This is a genomic window from Terrihabitans soli, from assembly GCF_014191545.1.
Classification (GTDB): Bacteria; Pseudomonadota; Alphaproteobacteria; order Rhizobiales; family Methylopilaceae; genus Flaviflagellibacter; species Flaviflagellibacter soli.
This window is the reverse complement of the sequence record NZ_AP023361.1, coordinates 2,629,012-2,645,252: the sequence shown is the minus strand read 5'-3', so window position 1 is coordinate 2,645,252 and position 16,241 is coordinate 2,629,012. Positions and strand designations below refer to the sequence as shown.

Below are 16,241 nucleotides of genomic sequence, written 5' to 3'. Positions count from 1 at the left end.
CCTCGACCGGCTCCTCTGCCGGCGCCGGCACGGGAAGGGGCTTTTCCTCATAGACGGGTTTCGGCGCGCCGAACAAAGGCGCCTTCGCGGCTTCCTCGTCGATCTTGCGCTGCGCGTCGGCAAAATAATTTGAGATCACGCGCTCATAGATCGAGGTCAGCCGGTCGAGATCGTCGGTCGGCACGCGCTCATCCACCTGATGCATGGTTGCGTTAACGAGGCCGAGTTCGACCACCGGGCAGAAATCCTTGATGAAGCGGGCATCCGATGTGCCGCCGCCGGTCGACAGCGCCGGGCGCGTACCGGTTTCTTCCGCGACGGCCATTGCGACAAGCTCGACGAAGCTGCCGGGAGGCGCAACAAAACTCGACGATGCGCCGGGAAGGAAGACGAGATCGTGCCTCGTCTCGGATGCCGCGCGGTCAACGCGTTCGGTGATGATCTGCTTGAGGCCGTCCAGCGTATGCGCATCGTTGAAGCGCACATTGAAGCGAGCCGTCGCCTTTGCCGGGATGATATTCACCGTCTCATTGCCGACATCGACGCTGGTGACTTCGAGATTGGAGCGTTCGAAATGCACGGTGCCGAAATCGAGCGGCTTTGACAGCGCATCGAGAATGGCGAGCAGTTTGCGGATCGGGTTTTCCGCCTGTTTCGGATAGGCGACATGGCCCTGTTTGCCATGGACGGTGATGAGGCCCGACAGCGAACCGCGGCGGCCGATCTTGATTTCGTCGCCGACATTGCCGCGGCTCGATGGCTCGGCAAGAAGGCAGTGATCGAAACTCTGGCCGCGGTCGCGGGCAAAGTTCAGAAGTTTCGGCGTGCCGTTGACGGCCGGCCCTTCCTCATCGCCCGTAATCAGGAACGCGATGGAGCCGTTCGACGTGCCGCCGCCGCCCGCAAGATAGCGCATGGTGGCGGCGATCATGGCGGCAAGGCCGCCTTTCATGTCGACGGCGCCGCGTCCGTACAGAACGCCGTCGCGAATGTCTCCGCCGAACGGATCGGCCGACCATGCGGCCTCATCGCCCGGCGGAACGACATCGGTGTGACCGGCGAGCAGCAGCACAGGGCTGCTTTCGCCGATGCGGGCATAAAGATTGGTCACGTCCGGCGTGCCTGAATCCGAGAACGTTCTCAGATGCGTGTCGAATCCGGTTTCTTTCAACACATCGCGCAGAAAAGTCAGCGCGCCGCCTTCTTCGGGCGTCACGCTTTTGCAGCGGATGAGAGCCTGGGCAAGTTCAACAGGGTTACGCGGGTCGGTCATGTTTCAAGCGGGTCCGGGCCGTATCGGTTGGGGCCGCGCGTGCCACGCAAAAAGCCGAGATCGATGAGCAAGACAAGGCCCCAGATCGAAACCACGATATCGACGGCGAAAAGCAGAAGTTCCGATGTCCCGGGTGTGGCTTCGGGAGCCGATGAAATCATGGTGAAGCGCGCGACGGAAGACAGCAGCGAGAGCAGATAGGGAACGATGACATACCAATCCGGACGGTCGCGATCGTGCGCGCGCTTCAGCGACAGCGCAAAGCCCGCGTAGACAAATATCAGAATGACGACGAGCAAATAAGGCGACGTCGCCATCGCAAAGAAGGCGATCAGGATCGTGATGATCGTGATGCCGATATTGCCGATCCACCACGGCGCCCGCGTGATGCGCCCCTGCAGGCCGAAAAGCAGAGATTGTTTGCCCATGTGCGTTTCCCCGAAACGTCGGCGGTCGATCTATGCGACGCCCCTTTGGGGCGCCGCGTTTTTGCTTCGAAGGATCATGCGCCGAGCGGATCCGGCCCGTATTTGTTTGCGCCGCGCGTGCCGCGCAGAAAGCCGAGATCGATCAGCATTACAATCGCCCAGATCATCGCCGGGATCGACAGCAAGGTAACGATCAGGCTCGGCGCCAGGGGGTCCGAAGTGAGAAGAGCGACCTGGATCACGAGCGCCAGCACGTAATAGCCGATGACATACCAGTCGGGACGGTCGCGATCATGCGCGCGCTTCAGGCTGATGGCGAAGGCGGCGTAGAAGATCGGCAGCGTGACAATGAAGGTGATGAGCGGGCCGACAATGCCCACGAGGATAAACTGCAGAATGATCGAAACGACGATCAGCACGATCAGGCCGATCCAGAACGGCTGGCGATTGATGCGGCCGTCGCGGCTCGTGAAAAGATACTTCCAATCCATAAGTTTGCCTCCCCAGGTTCAGGCACCGGGCAGGGTGGTCTTCCCGTCCTGCCCCGTCAACCCGGTGGAGGGGTTTGGTCCATAGGCATTTTCTCCCGGCGTTCCAGGCAGAAAGCCGAGTTCGATCACGCCCCACAGCAAGAGCATGCCGCTCAGGATCATCAGCGGAACAATGGGCTCCTGGCGCGCCGAGGCGAACCAGAAGAGAAGGACGGGTAGCGGATAGAAGGCGAGCAGCCACCAGCCGCGTTTGCCGCGGTCGTGAAGGCGTTTTGTGCCGAGCGCCGCCCAGACCGGCACCAGAAGAAGCAGCATGAACAGAAACAGCGAGATGGCCTGCGTATAAATTTCCGGGGCGCTGCCGGATGGTGCGGTGAGTGAGGCGCTCAACCAGAGAAGTACGCAGACGGCCAGAATGATCGCAACGCCGAGCCAGTAGCTGCCGCGTCCGATCCGGCCGTAAAAGCTGTAAAGCAGCGTCAGCAGTTTCATTGTCTAGTCGCGCAAGAGATCGTTGATCGAGGTCTTCGACCGCGTCTGCTCGTCGACACGTTTGACAATGACGGCGCAGTAGAGCGAGGGGCCGGGGGAGCCATCGGGGAGCGGCTTGCCGGGCAGCGAGCCGGGAACGACGACCGAATAGGCCGGCACTTCGCCGATGAAGATTTCACCGGTCGCGCGGTCGATGATCTTGGTCGTCGCGCTGATGAAGACGCCCATCGACAAGACGCTGCCTTTGCGGACAACGACGCCTTCGACGACTTCCGAGCGCGCGCCGATGAAGCAATTGTCTTCGATGACGACGGGGCCGGCCTGCAGCGGCTCAAGCACACCGCCAATGCCGACGCCCCCCGACAGATGCACATGCGCGCCGATCTGCGCGCAGGAGCCGACGGTCGCCCAAGTGTCGACCATCGAGCCTTCACCGACGCGCGCGCCGAGATTGACGAAGCTCGGCATCAGAACGACGTTCGGCGCGATATAGGCCGAGCGGCGGACGATCGCGCCCGGCACGGCGCGGAAGCCCGCCGTCTTGAATTCCCTGTCGGACCAGCCGGCGAATTTCGACGGCACCTTGTCCCACCAGTTCGCGCCGTCCGGCCCGCCGGGAATGACCGACATATCGTTGAGGCGGAAGGACAGAAGGACGGCCTTTTTCAGCCATTGATGGACGACCCATTGGTCGCCCTTCGGCTCGGCGACGCGGGCCTTGCCGCTGTCGAGGAGATCGAGAGCCGTATCCACCGCCTCGCGGTCGGCGCCTTTTGTCGAAGGCGTCAGATCGGCTCTGCGCTCCCATGCGGCTTCGACGGCTTTTTCGAGCGCGGCATCGGTCATCGGCTGAAATCTCCCAAAATCTTCAGCCGGGTGTGTAGCGGCCTTCGCGGCAAAGAAAAAGGCCGCTCCCGGTTGGGGGGCGGCCTTTCGCAATCGTCTCTTCAGGCGCTTACCGCCGGATCAGCCGGATCAGAAGAAGCAGGATCACGGCGCCGAGCGTGGCGTGAAGGATCGCGCCCAGAATGCCGCCGCCGATCGCGATGCCGAGGATCGGAAACAGAAGGCTCGCCAAAAGCGCGCCGACGATGCCGACGACGATATTGCCGAGCAGGCCGAAGCCGTAACCCTTGACGATCTGGCCCGCGAGCCAGCCGGCAATGGCGCCGACGATGAGAATGATAAGTAAGCCCTCAAGCGTCATGAAGATGTCCTCCCTCTAATTATTACGAATACTGGGCAGACAACTTCGTCCAAGTCGATAGGCCTGGGCCGTCCGGAAGGGGCTTTCGCACCAAAGAAAAAGGCCGCCCAGTGGTTAGGGCGGCCTTTCAGTTTCATTCCTGGGGCTTTGGCTTTCGCCGGAAGAGCCCCTTCAGATTGTCGAAGAGTTCGATCTTCACACCCTGGCGCTTCATGATCGACGCCTGCTGCAGGATCGAGAGCGTGTTGTTCCAGCTCCAGTAGATCACAAGGCCGGCCGGGAAGGAGGCCAGGAGGAAGGTGAAGAACAGCGGCATCCAGGTGAAGATCACCTGCTGTGTCGGGTCCGGCGGCAGCGGGTTGAGCCGCATCTGCAGGAACATCGTAAAGCCCATGATGATCGGCCAGATTCCCAACATGAGGAAGTGGCCGATGAACGGCACCGTCGACGGATCCCAAGGGATCAGGCCGAAGAGGTTGAACAGCGAAGTCGGATCGGGCGCCGACAGATCGCGGATCCAGCCGAAGAAAGGCGCGTGACGCATTTCGATCGTCACGAACAGAACTTTGTAGAGCGCAAAGAAGACCGGAATCTGGATGAGGATCGGCACGCAGCCGGCCGCCGGATTGATCTTCTCTTTCTTGTACAGATCCATCATGGCCTTCTGCTGGGCCATCTTGTCGTCCTTCAAACGGTCGCGCATCGCAACCAGCTCCGGCTGGATCTTCTTCATCTTCGACATCGACGCATAGCTGAGATTGGCCAGCGGATAGAAGAGCGCCTTGACGGCAACGGTGACCAGCAGGATCGCAATGCCGAAATTGCCGACGAGATGGAAGATACTGTCCAGCGCCCAGAACATCGGCTTGGTGATGAAATAGAACCAGCCCCAATCGATCAGGAGCTCGAAACGCGGGATGTTCTGTTCGGCCTCGTATTTATCGAGGATGCGCTTTTCCTTAGCGCCGGCGAAGAGTTTGCCGGTGACCTCGGTGGAAGCGCCGGGCGCAACGGTCCGGGCGGCAAGAAGATAATCGGTCTGATAACGCGGCACCTCGCCGGCGGTCGCGTTGAAGCGAGCGGTGATGGCCTCGTTCTGCGGCGGGACGATCGCGCCCGCCCAGTATTTATCGGTGATGCCGAGCCAGCCCGACGTGACGCTGAGGCTCCTCAGCTTCTCTTCTTCGATGTCGTGATATTTAATCTCCTGCAGACCCTCGTCTCCAAGATAGCCGATCATGCCCTCGTGGAGCACGTAATTGCTCTGGCTCTGCGGACGGCCATGGCGGGAGATCAGCGTGTAGGGAAGCAGGCTGACCGGAGCGGTGCCCGCATTGTCGATCTTGTCGGTGACGGTGAAGAGGTAATCGTTGTCTACCGCGATCGTGCGGCGGAAAGTCAGGCCCTGGCCGTTGTCCCAGCGCAGCGTGAGCGGCGAAGACGGCGTCAGCGTGCCGGTGCCTTCGGGTGTCCATACGGTGTTGTTGGCCGGTAGAACGATGTTCGCTCCGGTCGGCGCAACCCAGCCATAATCGGCATAGAACGGCATCGGGCCGCCGGACGGCGACAGAAGCACGATGTTCGGAGAATTCGGATCGACCGTCTCGCGATAATCCTTCAGGGCGATATCGTCGATGCGGCCGCCCGTCAGATTGATCGAGCCTTTGAGGCGCGGCGTGTCGATCGCAACGCGCTGCGTGGCGGCGATCGCCTGATCGCGCGTCATACTGGTGTTGGCGACGACCGCGGGTTCCGGCGGCGCGCCGGCGCTCTGCGGTGCGGGCGTGCCGGGCACGTTTTCGGTCGGGTTCTGCACGCCGCGCTCGATGCGCTGCTGTTCGGCGATGTGCTGCGCGCGTTCGCGCTGCGGGCCTGCGTACATATACTCCCACAGGCCGAGCACGCCGATGGACAGGAGGATCGCAAAGAGAAGATTGCGGTTCTGCTCGTTCATGATTGACCTTTCGCGGCGTCTTTGCGCCCCTTATCGGAGCTGGCCGCATGGACCCGCCGGAAGGCGGATTCGAGATCGGCGAGGAGGGTGTCGAAGTTTGCGCCGAGCACGTCTTGGCGCGCGACGATCACATAGTCATGTCCGGGCTGGGCTGCCATCGGCGCGATCTGTCGCACCGCCTGGCGCAGGCGGCGGCGCATGCGGTTACGCTCCACCGCGCCCCCCGTCTTTTTGGTAACGGTGAGGCCGATCCGCGGGGCGGCTTCGGTCGCGTCCGGGCGAGGGCGGGCTTGCAAGGTTAACAGGGCTGTCGAAGCGCGGCGCCCTTTGGCGGCCGCGAGAAAATCGCCGCGCTTGAGAAGCCGACCGGGGGCCGGCCCCTGCGGGGCGTTTGCCAAAAGGCTCAGGCCGACAGCTTCTTGCGGCCGTGCTTGCGGCGGTTCGCCAGAACCTTGCGGCCGCCGGCGGTGGCCATGCGGGCGCGGAAGCCGTGGCGGCGTTTGCGCACCAGCTTGCTGGGCTGATAGGTCCGTTTCACGGGTCATTCCTCCGTCGCGGCCAAGCCGCGGGATACGTCTTAAGGGGCCAAAGCCCGGCTCTTGAGAACTAAAGAGGCGCCCGCGCGGACACGGACGCCTGTTCGGGGCGCATATAGAGAGGAAAGACCGGCAAAGTCAACGCAAAGCCGCCTGCCAATGTTTGACTGGGACCCTTCCGGCGCCCATCTTTAGGCTATCGGCGTGAGGGCCGGTTTTATGGCACAGGACCAGACGGCGGCCCCCCGGTCGAAAAGGGGCCTATCGGCAAAGCTTCTGCGGCTGACGAGTCTGTTCGTCCTGCTGGCGGTCGTGGCCGTCTATGTGCCTGCTCTGGCTTCATTTTATGAAAGATGGCTGGCTGATAGGCTGGGCCGCGCCCATTCGGTCGCCCTGGTGCTGGATGCCGCTCCCCAGAACATGGTCCCCGAGACCCTGTCCCGGCGGCTTCTCGACAGCGTCGGCGCCAAGCTGATCGTTCTAAAGACGGGCGAGGAGCGGCGGCTTCTGGCCTCTTCTGATACCCCTCCAATGGTCTCCCGCGAGGTCGATCTTCGTGAGGACCCGAGTATGGTTTCCTCTATCGGGAATGCTTTCGGGGTCCTGTTTTCGGGCGGCAAGGGCGTGATACGGCTCGTCGGCGATGCTCCGATGGGCGGCGAATTCGTCGAAGTGGTCATCGACGAGGCGCCGCTGCGGGCCGCCATGTTCCGCTTTTCGCGGACCATGCTCGGCATGTCGCTGGTCGTTGCCGCCATTGGCGGCCTTCTCGTCTATCTCCTGCTCGACCGCATGATCGTCCGGCCGGTGCGCAATCTCACCGATAAAATGGTGGCGTTCGGCCGCGATCCCGAAAACGCCGACGCCATCGTCGTGCCGTCCGGCAGCGACGACGAAATCGGCATTGCCGAGACCGAGCTGGCCGCCATGCAGCGCGAGCTGCACGACCAGCTGCAGAGCAAAGGGCATCTTGCGGCGCTCGGCCTCGCGGTTGCCAAGATCAATCACGATCTGCGCAATCTTTTGGCTTCGGCGCAGCTTGCCTCCGAGCGCCTTGCGGCCTCGCAGGACCCGTTCGTCAGCCGTCTGTCGAGCAAGCTGGTGACGACGCTCGAGCGCGCCGTCGCTTACTGCGCCACGACTTTGTCGTATGGCGCCGCGAAAGAACCGGCGCCGCAGCGGCGGCAGGTCGAGATTGCCGGGCTTGTCCGCGATGTGCGCGAAGCGCTGGACCTCGATGAGAGCGCTGTGCGCTGGAGCGAGGCGATCGAGCGCGGGCTGACCGTCGATGCCGATCCCGATCAGCTGTTCCGCGTCCTCCTTAATCTCGGCCGCAACGCCAAACAGGCGCTCGAAAGCCGCATCGACGGCCCCGATCCGGAGCGCGATCAAATTCGCGTGGTCGGACGGCGCGAGGGCGCCATCGTCGTGCTTGAGATTTCCGATACCGGCCCCGGCGTTCCCGACGAGGCGAAGGATCATCTCTTTGCCGCCTTCCAGGGCTCGACCCGTTCGGGCGGCACGGGCCTCGGTCTGGCCATCGCCTCGGAGCTGGTCCGGGCCCATGGCGGCGAGATCCGTCTTATCGAGGGGACGATCGGTGCGACCTTCCGGATCACGTTGCCCGACCGGGTTATCGATCTCAGAGCCCGTGCGGCCGAAAGATCGCGCGCCTGACAGAGCTTGCAATGCCGGGTGCGAAACATTATTCACCCCGTCTCGACCCCGCGGCGCTTTTGAGCCTCCCGGGTCTGCGCGCCCGTAGCTCAGCTGGATAGAGCATCAGACTACGAATCTGAGGGTCAGGAGTTCGAATCTCTTCGGGCGCGCCATTTCTCTAATTTGATCAGGACGTTCGGCAGTCTCCTCCGCAGTCTGCGGCGTTGTGGGGGCCGATGCGGCAGGGCATGCGCGGCTGGGGCTCAGGTCTCCTCGGCGTCATCATTTTCAGCGGCTCGCTGCCGGCGACCCGCGTCGCCGTCTCATCCTTCACACCCCTGTTTCTGACCTCCGCGCGTGCGGTCATCGCGGCCCTGCTCGGCGCCGCCTTGCTGCTTGCGCTGCGCCAGAGGCGTCCGGCGAGGGGCGATCTCGTTCCCCTGACGATTGTCGCGGCCGGTGTCGTGGTCGGCTTTCCCCTGCTGACGGCGCTGGCTTTGCAGCACATCACATCCGCCCGCTCCATCGTCTTCATCGGCCTGCTGCCGCTCGCGACCGCGGGTTTTGGCGTGCTGCGCGGCGGAGAAAGACCAAAACCCGCGTTCTGGCTGTTCTCGATCGCCGGAGCCGCGGCCGTCGCCGGCTTTGCGCTCCTGCACAGCGAGAGCAATTCGCTCACCGGCGATTGTCTGATGATCGGCGCGATCCTGCTCTGCGGCCTTGGCTATGCCGAGGGTGCGACGCTCTCCCGCAAGCTCGGCGGCTGGCAGGTGATCTCCTGGGCACTCGTGCTTTCGCTGCCCGTCATGGCGATGATCGCTCTGTTTACTTTGCCGGATGTATGGACGGGCATCACCGTGCCCGCCTGGATCGGGCTCGCTTACGTGTCCGTGTTCAGCATGCTGGTCGGGTTCGTCTTCTGGTATCGCGGCTTGGCCCTCGGCGGCATCGCCGGTGTCGGCCAGCTACAATTGCTGCAGCCGTTTTTCGGGTTGCTTCTTGCGGGGCTTTTGCTGGGCGAGCCGGTTGCTCCCACGATGATCGCCGTGACGGCTTTGGTCGTCCTCTGCGTTGCCGGCGCCAAACGTTTCGCGCGCTAGCCGTCCATCATAGTTAAAGCCGTCTTACGCGGGTCTAAAGTCGTATGTCCGCGCGCCGAAAACTCCGCTCCCGAATGATTTCCGTAACGCTTATGTAATTTCCGTCGCCCAAAGCTTGCGCAGTTTCGGCGCCGTGTCGCCAATCGGGGCGAAGTATGCGCGTTCTTTCCTGTATCGTCGGCCAGCACAATCTCTGGCTCGTTCTTTTGGCCGCTGTTGTCTGTGTGGCCGGCAGCTGGGTGGCGCTGCGTCTGCTTCTGCGCGCCACAGACCGGCACGGCGTTCAGCGCTCGGGCTGGCTGTTTCTGGCGGCGGTGGCCGCCGGCTCCTCCGTCTGGTGTACGCATTTCATCGCCATGCTGGCCTATGACGCCACCGCGCCGGTGACGTTTGAGCCCATCCTGACCATGCAATCGCTCTTGATCGCGATTGCCGGCATGGGCGCCGGCTTCTGGCTCGCCCTTTACAATCGCTTGCCGCCGGAAATCGGCGGCGCCATCGCCGGTCTGTCGGTCGCCGCGATGCATTACACCGGCATGGCCGCCTATCATGTCGATGGCGTCATCGCCTGGAACATGAACTATGTCGTGGCCTCCGTCGTGCTTTCGGTGGTGATCATTTCGGCGGCGGTCGGCGCCACCATTCGAGGCACATCCCGGAATTCGCTGCTCATCGGCCTCGGCGCTTTCGTGGGCGGTATTGTCAGCCTGCACTTTACCGGCATGACCGCCGTTTCCGTGACGCCTTTCGTCACCGGCGCGCCGATTGCCGATGCGACGGTCTTCGCAACCATGGCTGTTGCGGTCGCGGGCGTCGCGCTGATGGTGGTCGGTACAGGTGTTGCAAGCCATCTGATCGACTCTGAGGTCACGCATGAGAACATTGCCGCGTTGCGGCACCTCGCGATGACCGACAGTCTGACCGATCTGCCGAACCGCACGGGTTTCAACGAATATCTCCACTTCGAACTTCAGCGCGCCGAGCAGGGCGGGCGAAGTCTGGCGCTGATTGGAATTGATCTCGACAAATTCAAGGAGATCAACGATCTGCGCGGGCACGAGGCTGGCGACGAGGCTTTGAAGACGATTGGCCGGCGTTTGCTCAATCTGTCGCGCGGCGGCGAGTTCGTTGCGCGCATCGGCGGTGACGAATTTGCCGCGCTGAAGCGCTTCCGCAATGACGATGATCTCCGCGAATTCATTCAGCGTCTCGAAGAGGCTCTGTTTAAGCCGCTGACCATCGAGGATCTCGAAATCACCTGCGGCGCCAGCCTTGGCATTGCGATCTACCCGCAGGACGGGCGCGATGCCGAACGCCTGATCGGCAATGCCGATCTCGCGATGTACCGCGCCAAAGCCGACCTCACGCGCACGGTCTGTTACTACGAGCCGCAGATGGACGAAAAATCGCGCGAGCGCCGCGGGCTGGCGATGGATCTGCGCAGCGCCATCGAACACAAAGAGCTCGAACTGAAATACCAGGTTCAGAAAAGCGTCGAGAGCGGCGAAGTGCGCGGCTATGAAGTCCTCTTGCGCTGGAAGCATCCGGAACGCGGCTATATCCCTCCGTCCGAATTCATCCCCATCGCCGAAGAATCGGGCTCGATCCTTGCGATCGGTGAATGGGTGATGCGCGAAGCCGCGCGCGAGGCCTTGGCCTGGCCGCTGCCGCACAAGATCGCTGTGAATGTCTCGCCGGTGCAGCTGATGCATGTGGACCTTGCGCGCTCGATCCACGAAATCCTTCTGGAGACGGGGCTGCCGCCGCGCCGGCTCGAGATCGAGATCACCGAATCGACCATCATCGCCGACAAGGTCCGTTCGCTCGATGCGCTGCGCCGCATTCGCGCGCTCGGCGTCACCGTCGCGATCGACGATTTCGGGACGGGATACTCTTCCCTCGATACGCTGCGTTCCTTCCCCTTCGATAAGATCAAGCTCGATAGCTCCTTTATGAAGGAGATCGAAACCAGCCAGCAGGCGCGCGCCATCATCCGCGCCGTTCTCGCGCTCGGAAAAAGCCTCGACATCAAGGTGCTGGCCGAAGGCGTCGAGACGGGCATGCAGCTTGAAATCCTGCGCAGCGAAGGCTGTCATGAAGTGCAGGGTTTCCTCCTCGGTGCGCCGGAGACTTTCGTCGCCGACGTCGTGGCGGTCGAAGAGCGGCGGATCGCCTGAGGCGAGAGGGCGGATTTTAGGATCCGTTAACCGTCCGGCCGTCTCGCCCAAGCGAGACAAGAGCTTCTTCAAGTTTAATCATCTAGCCTCCGCCTTAGGTCTTAGGTCCCGGGTCTTACGTCCGGCGGACTTCAAGCGGGGAGACGTCCCATACTCAGCCGCGTGCAAACCGGCCCGATGGTGCTGCGCAGTGTCGATCAGCTTCCCCGCATGGAAGCGGTCGCCGATAGCTGGCGCGCGCTTGAAAAGCGCTCGGGAACGCCGCTGTCCTATTTCCAGACCTATGACTGGTGCCGCGCCTGGGTCGAGACTTTTGCCGGACCGGGCTCAGGCCGGGAAATCTTCATCCAGACAGCCTGGCGCGGCGACGACATGGTCGCCGTCTGGCCGCTGATGCTCTGTTCGCGCACGGGCCTGCGCCATGTCGCAACGCTCGGCGATCCGTACACGCAATACAGCAATGTCATTTTCGATCCGACGCGCATGTCCGAGCGCGAGTTCGAGGGCTTTGTCATCAAGGCGCTGCAGTCGGCGCGCGCCGATGTCGCCGCGTTCGATGCGGTGCCGGCACGCGCAGCTCTGGCGCGCCAGCTCGGCATCCATCCGGGCAGCGTGACCGGCCAGGACAATGAAAGCCTCGTGCTCGATCTGACGGCGTGGCCGTCCTCGGAAGCCTATGCCGCAAGCCTCGGCCGCGATCAGCGGCGCCGGCGCGAGCGTCGCCGCCGGGCGCTTGCCCGTCATGGTGAACTGAGTTTCGAGATCCTCTGGCCGAATAATCCCGAATTCAAACCGCTTGTTCACCGCGCCATCGAGATGAAGCGCGATTGGCTGCGCTCGACCGGCCGCCTCAATATCGGCATGATGGCGGGCGCCGAGGAATTCTTTTCAAAGCTCTCCGGGAGCGAAGAAGATCTCAGCGGTGCTGTGATGTCGGTGCTGCGCGCCGGCGGCGACGTCGTCGCCGTCGAGATCGGCTTCCTGCAGAACCGGCACTATTACGGCCATATCGGCAGTTTCGACAGCGCGTTCGCCGAACTGTCGCCCGGCAAGATCCAGGTCGAAATGACGATCCGTTGGCTGATCGATCAGGGCATGCGCTCCTACGATTGGCTGGCGAATGCGACCGATACCAAACGCGCCCTGAGCAGCTTCTCCGAGCCGCTCAAAAGCTTTGCCGTACCGTTCAGCTGGAAGGGGCGGCTTTACGCGGAGGCCTGGCTGCCGAACGTCAAGCCGGGCATCAAGCGTGCCTATTATGCGCTGCCGAGCAGCATCCGGCGCGTCATGACCGGTGCACAGAGCATCCTCACGATGCTTTTCCTTATCTGACGCGGCGATGCTCGACGCCCTCATCACCTTTGCGATCCGGGTCGCGAGCGCCGGGCTCATGTTCGGGCTCCAGGTCATGCTGGCGCGCGCCATGGATCTTGAGAGCTACGGTAACTACGTCACGCTCTGGACCTGGCTGATCACGCTCGGCAGTTTCGGCGCTCTCGGATTTGCCGAGTCCTCCATCCGCTTTCTGCCGCGTTATCGGGCGCGCGGCCGCGAGGCGCATGTCGTCGGTTACTGGCGCTTTGGCCTTTGGGCGGTCGTTCTCGGCTCGAGCCTGATGGCGCTCATTGCGGCGGCGCTGGCCGTTCATTTCGGATCGCAAACGACGCCGGGCGTCATCGCACTCTATATCGCGCTCGGCCTGCCGTTTCTGGCGATCGAATATTATCTCGACGGCGTCTGCCGCAGCCTCGGCTGGAACCGGTTTACATCCATCACCGTCTTCATCGTGCGCCCGCTGCTGATCGCGGTTCTCGCTCTCCTGTGCATCGCCGCCGGAATCCCGATCACGTTGCAGGTGATCGGCCTCATCATCACGATGACGCTCGTCGCGATCGCGCTCTTGATGGTCGCCGTGATCGCCTGGCGCCTGAGATCCATCGTCCGCACGCCGTTCCGGTTGCGTCGCGTGACGCCGCGCGAAGCCATGTGGTTGAAGGCGTCGGCGCCCATGCTGCTTGTCTCGGGCCTCGACGACATCCTGACTTATTCCGACGTTCTCATTCTCTCGGCGTTTATGAGCCCGGAAGATGTCGGCATCTATTTTGCCGCGGCGCGCACGCTGGCGCTCGCTAACTTCGTCTATTTCGCCATGTGGACGGTCGCAGGCCGCGGCTTTGCCCTGGCGCTCGAAGACACCGACAAGACGCGCCTTCAGGAAACCGTTCTGGAGACAACGCGTGTCACGTTCTGGTGCACGGTCATCGCCTTGGCCGCGACGCTCGGTGCCGCTCCGGTCTTTCTTTATGCCTTCGGCTCGGAATTTCTCGGCGGTGTCTGGATCATGGCCATTCTGTCCTTCGGACTTCTGGCCCGCGCGCTGACCGGCCAAGCGGGCGAGGCGCTGATCGTTGCCGGCAAGCAGAAGCAGAGCCTTGCCCTCATCGCCTCGGTGCTGGCGGCCAATATCGCGCTCACGGTGGTCCTGGTGCCGCTTCTCGGCGTTTACGGCGCGGCGCTGGGCAATGCTCTGGCGCTGGCAATGCGGTCGGCGGCGGTCATCTACACCGTCCGCCGGAGCCTTGGCCTTAAGGTCGTATCGGTGGCGCTGCCGGCCCAGCTCCGGAACCGGCTGAAGCCGGCCTGAGTTGAGCCGGGGAGGGTATTTCCCGGTCTTTCCTGCAGCCTTGCCTAAATTAGCGACAGCAGATAGGAAAAAGCCCGGTTTCCGCCGGGTTGGACGCCGCCCAGGCGGTCTGTCTCAACCCATGGATAATCCTGAAATTTCAGCAACTTGAGCTTGTGCTTGCTCTCTGTTGAGTTCGGTCCATGTGTTACCGGAGGCCCACGTGCCTCTGAAAAACGCCGTAAACTTTGCCTATTCCGCTAGGGTAATACCCCGGAAACATACGGCAGCTACCAACCGGGCCCGGCCTTTGCTTATGAAATCCGGCCCTTGCTTGTGAAAGATTGACCATGCCTGAGACCCCGCTTCTCGACACGATCCGCACGCCGGAAGACCTTCGCAAGCTCCCCGAAGACAAGCTTCGCCAGGTTGCCGATGAACTGCGTCAGGAAACGATCGATGCGGTCTCGGTCACCGGCGGACATCTGGGAGCGGGCCTCGGCGTGATCGAGCTGACGACGGCTCTGCATTACGTCTTCAACACGCCGGCCGACCGGATCATCTGGGACGTCGGCCATCAGACCTATCCGCACAAGATTCTCTGCGGCCGCCGAGACCGCATCCGCACGCTCCGCCAGGGCGGCGGTCTTTCCGGCTTCACCAAGCGCTCCGAGAGTGAATACGATCCCTTCGGCGCAGCTCACTCCTCGACCTCGATCTCGGCCGGTCTCGGCATGGCGGTCGCGCGCGATCTTGCCGGTGGCGACAATCACGTCATCGCCGTCATCGGCGACGGCTCGATGTCGGCGGGCATGGCCTATGAAGCGCTGAACAATGCCGGCGCGCTGCGCTCCAAGCTCATCGTCATTCTGAACGACAACGAAATGTCGATCGCCCCGCCGGTCGGCGCCATGTCGGCCTATCTGTCGCGCCTGATGAGCGGCAAGGCCTATCAGACGATCCGCGAGACGGCGAAGCAGCTGTCGAAAAATCTTCCCCAGTTCGTCATCGATCGCGCCGCGCAGGCCGAAGAATATGCCCGCGGCTTCCTCGCCGGCGGCGGCACGCTCTTCGAAGAACTCGGCATGTATTATGTCGGCCCGATCGACGGTCACGATCTGAACCATCTTCTGCCGGTGCTGCAGAACGTTCGCGACAATGCCGATGGTCCGGTTCTCATCCATGTCATTACGCAGAAGGGCAAGGGCTACGCCCCGGCCGAAGCATCCGACGACAAATATCACGGCGTCGTTCAGTTCGACCCTGTGACCGGCGCGCAGAAGAAAGCCGCCGCGAACTTCCCGAGCTATACGAAGGTCTTCGGCGACAGCCTCGCCAAGGAAGCCGAGAAGGACGACAAGATCGTCGCGATCACCGCCGCCATGCCGGACGGCACGGGCGTTGGTATCTTTGCCAAGAGCTTCCCCGACCGCACCTTCGACGTCGGCATTGCCGAACAGCACGCGGTGACGTTTGCCGCCGGTCTTGCGACCGAAGGCTACAAGCCGTTCTGCGCCATCTATTCGACCTTCCTGCAGCGCGGCTACGACCAGCTCGTCCATGACGTTGCGCTGCAGAAACTGCCTGTGCGCTTTGCCATCGACCGTGCCGGTTATGTCGGTGCCGACGGCGCGACGCATGCCGGTGCCTACGACGTTGCCTATCTCGCCTGTCTTCCGGAAATGGTGGTCATGGCGGCGGCCGACGAGGCCGAGCTTGTTCATATGGTCGCGACGGCCGTTGCCTATAATGACGGTCCGATCGCGTTCCGCTATCCGCGCGGCGAAGGCGTCGGCGTGGAGATGCCGCAGAACGGCGTTCCGCTTGAAATCGGCAAGGGCCGCATTATGCGCCAGGGCAACCAGGTCGCGCTCTTGTCCTTCGGAACGCGTCTCGCGGAAGCTCTGAAGGCTGCCGAAGAACTCGAAGCCAAGGGCCTGTCGACAACCGTTGCCGATGCGCGCTTTGCCAAACCGCTCGATGAAGAGATGATCCTCAAGCTCGCCCGCGAGCACGATGTCCTCATCACCATCGAAGAAGGCTCGGTCGGCGGCTTCGGCTCCATGGTTCATCATCTTCTCGCCGACAACGGCGTGTTCGATGAGGGTCTGAAAATCCGCTCGCTGGTTCTGCCGGACGAATACACCGATCACGATAAGCCCGACCGCATGTACGGCAATGCCGGCATGGACGCGAAAGGCATCGTCTCGAAGGTGTTCGAAGTCCTGCAGAAGAGCGAGCAGGCTGCCGCGAAAGGGCGGGCCTGACGCCCGCACGACTTCCATGAGCGCGCGTAACGCA

Annotated in this window: 14 protein-coding genes, 1 tRNA gene and 1 pseudogene; 7 read left to right on the top strand and 9 right to left on the bottom strand. The window is 62.7% G+C overall.

All coding sequences use genetic code 11. From position 1 onward, the window contains the following. Window positions 1-121: 121 nt before the first annotated feature. The 9 genes and pseudogenes from dapE to rpmH form a co-directional block, all read right to left on the bottom strand. A pseudogene (dapE, locus tag IZ6_RS13755) lies at window positions 122-1,273 on the bottom strand (succinyl-diaminopimelate desuccinylase); the annotation flags it as partial. After that, window positions 1,270-1,701 carry a DUF805 domain-containing protein gene (locus IZ6_RS13750; RefSeq protein WP_222875610.1) on the bottom strand — a complete coding sequence of 144 codons (432 nt, stop codon included), beginning with the start codon at window positions 1,699-1,701 and terminating at the stop codon, window positions 1,270-1,272. The gene IZ6_RS13750 and the pseudogene dapE, both read right to left, overlap by 4 nt. A gap of 74 nt (window positions 1,702-1,775) precedes the next feature. Continuing rightward, window positions 1,776-2,192, bottom strand: coding sequence for a DUF805 domain-containing protein (locus tag IZ6_RS13745; protein WP_222875609.1), 417 nt, complete (start codon window positions 2,190-2,192; stop codon window positions 1,776-1,778). Between the two features lie 18 nt (window positions 2,193-2,210). After that, window positions 2,211-2,684: a DUF805 domain-containing protein gene (locus tag IZ6_RS13740; protein ID WP_222875608.1), complete on the bottom strand. Its 474-nt coding sequence runs from the start codon at window positions 2,682-2,684 to the stop codon at window positions 2,211-2,213. Between the two features lie 3 nt (window positions 2,685-2,687). Continuing rightward, window positions 2,688-3,530: a 2,3,4,5-tetrahydropyridine-2,6-dicarboxylate N-succinyltransferase gene (gene dapD, locus IZ6_RS13735; RefSeq protein ID WP_222875607.1), complete on the bottom strand. Its 843-nt coding sequence runs from the start codon at window positions 3,528-3,530 to the stop codon at window positions 2,688-2,690. Window positions 3,531-3,639: 109 nt separating this feature from the next. Then, window positions 3,640-3,891: a GlsB/YeaQ/YmgE family stress response membrane protein gene (locus IZ6_RS13730; protein WP_222875606.1), complete on the bottom strand. Its 252-nt coding sequence runs from the start codon at window positions 3,889-3,891 to the stop codon at window positions 3,640-3,642. A gap of 133 nt (window positions 3,892-4,024) precedes the next feature. Next, the gene (yidC, locus tag IZ6_RS13725) at window positions 4,025-5,845 is read right to left on the bottom strand and encodes a membrane protein insertase YidC (protein WP_222875605.1); all 1,821 of its coding nucleotides are present in this window, start codon (window positions 5,843-5,845) and stop codon (window positions 4,025-4,027) included. Further along, window positions 5,842-6,243, bottom strand: a complete 402-nt coding sequence (gene rnpA / locus IZ6_RS13720; RefSeq protein WP_222875604.1) for a ribonuclease P protein component — start codon at window positions 6,241-6,243, stop codon at window positions 5,842-5,844. The genes yidC and rnpA overlap by 4 nt, the downstream gene beginning before the upstream one ends. Window positions 6,244-6,248: 5 nt before the next feature. After that, complete coding sequence (rpmH, locus tag IZ6_RS13715; protein WP_222875603.1) at window positions 6,249-6,383, bottom strand: 50S ribosomal protein L34; 135 nt, start codon at window positions 6,381-6,383, stop codon at window positions 6,249-6,251. Between the two features lie 217 nt (window positions 6,384-6,600). Here rpmH and IZ6_RS13710 point away from each other — a divergent pair, with 217 nt between their 5' ends. The 7 genes from IZ6_RS13710 (at window position 6,601) to dxs (ending at window position 16,207) form a co-directional block, all read left to right on the top strand. Then, a complete protein-coding gene (locus IZ6_RS13710) occupies window positions 6,601-8,058 on the top strand; it encodes a sensor histidine kinase (protein ID WP_222875602.1) in 1,458 nt (485 codons plus the stop codon). 78 nt (window positions 8,059-8,136) lie between these two features. Further along, window positions 8,137-8,213: transfer RNA gene (locus IZ6_RS13705), tRNA-Arg, on the top strand. 75 nt (window positions 8,214-8,288) lie between these two features. Next, window positions 8,289-9,140, top strand: a complete 852-nt coding sequence (locus IZ6_RS13700; protein WP_420825555.1) for a DMT family transporter — start codon at window positions 8,289-8,291, stop codon at window positions 9,138-9,140. 155 nt (window positions 9,141-9,295) lie between these two features. Next, window positions 9,296-11,317, top strand: coding sequence for a putative bifunctional diguanylate cyclase/phosphodiesterase (locus IZ6_RS13695; RefSeq protein WP_222875600.1), 2,022 nt, complete (start codon window positions 9,296-9,298; stop codon window positions 11,315-11,317). Between the two features lie 177 nt (window positions 11,318-11,494). Next, complete coding sequence (locus IZ6_RS13690; RefSeq protein WP_222875599.1) at window positions 11,495-12,649, top strand: GNAT family N-acetyltransferase; 1,155 nt, start codon at window positions 11,495-11,497, stop codon at window positions 12,647-12,649. A gap of 7 nt (window positions 12,650-12,656) precedes the next feature. After that, window positions 12,657-13,961 carry an oligosaccharide flippase family protein gene (locus IZ6_RS13685; RefSeq protein ID WP_222875598.1) on the top strand — a complete coding sequence of 435 codons (1,305 nt, stop codon included), beginning with the start codon at window positions 12,657-12,659 and terminating at the stop codon, window positions 13,959-13,961. A 329-nt stretch (window positions 13,962-14,290) separates the two neighbouring features. Continuing rightward, window positions 14,291-16,207: a 1-deoxy-D-xylulose-5-phosphate synthase gene (gene dxs, locus IZ6_RS13680; protein WP_222875597.1), complete on the top strand. Its 1,917-nt coding sequence runs from the start codon at window positions 14,291-14,293 to the stop codon at window positions 16,205-16,207. Window positions 16,208-16,241 lie beyond the last annotated feature (34 nt).

Coding starts and splice junctions, on each gene's coding strand:
- IZ6_RS13690 (WP_222875599.1), top strand. CDS start 11,495: ATGGTGCTGCGCAGTGTCGATCAGCTTCCCCGCATGGAAGCGGTCGCC.
- IZ6_RS13695 (WP_222875600.1), top strand. CDS start 9,296: ATGCGCGTTCTTTCCTGTATCGTCGGCCAGCACAATCTCTGGCTCGTT.
- IZ6_RS13700 (WP_420825555.1), top strand. CDS start 8,289: ATGCGCGGCTGGGGCTCAGGTCTCCTCGGCGTCATCATTTTCAGCGGC.
- IZ6_RS13740 (WP_222875608.1), bottom strand. CDS start 2,684: ATGAAACTGCTGACGCTGCTTTACAGCTTTTACGGCCGGATCGGACGC.
- dapD (WP_222875607.1), bottom strand. CDS start 3,530: ATGACCGATGCCGCGCTCGAAAAAGCCGTCGAAGCCGCATGGGAGCGC.
- IZ6_RS13730 (WP_222875606.1), bottom strand. CDS start 3,891: ATGACGCTTGAGGGCTTACTTATCATTCTCATCGTCGGCGCCATTGCC.
- yidC (WP_222875605.1), bottom strand. CDS start 5,845: ATGAACGAGCAGAACCGCAATCTTCTCTTTGCGATCCTCCTGTCCATC.
- IZ6_RS13710 (WP_222875602.1), top strand. CDS start 6,601: ATGGCACAGGACCAGACGGCGGCCCCCCGGTCGAAAAGGGGCCTATCG.
- IZ6_RS13745 (WP_222875609.1), bottom strand. CDS start 2,192: ATGGATTGGAAGTATCTTTTCACGAGCCGCGACGGCCGCATCAATCGC.
- dxs (WP_222875597.1), top strand. CDS start 14,291: ATGCCTGAGACCCCGCTTCTCGACACGATCCGCACGCCGGAAGACCTT.
- IZ6_RS13750 (WP_222875610.1), bottom strand. CDS start 1,701: ATGGGCAAACAATCTCTGCTTTTCGGCCTGCAGGGGCGCATCACGCGG.
- IZ6_RS13685 (WP_222875598.1), top strand. CDS start 12,657: ATGCTCGACGCCCTCATCACCTTTGCGATCCGGGTCGCGAGCGCCGGG.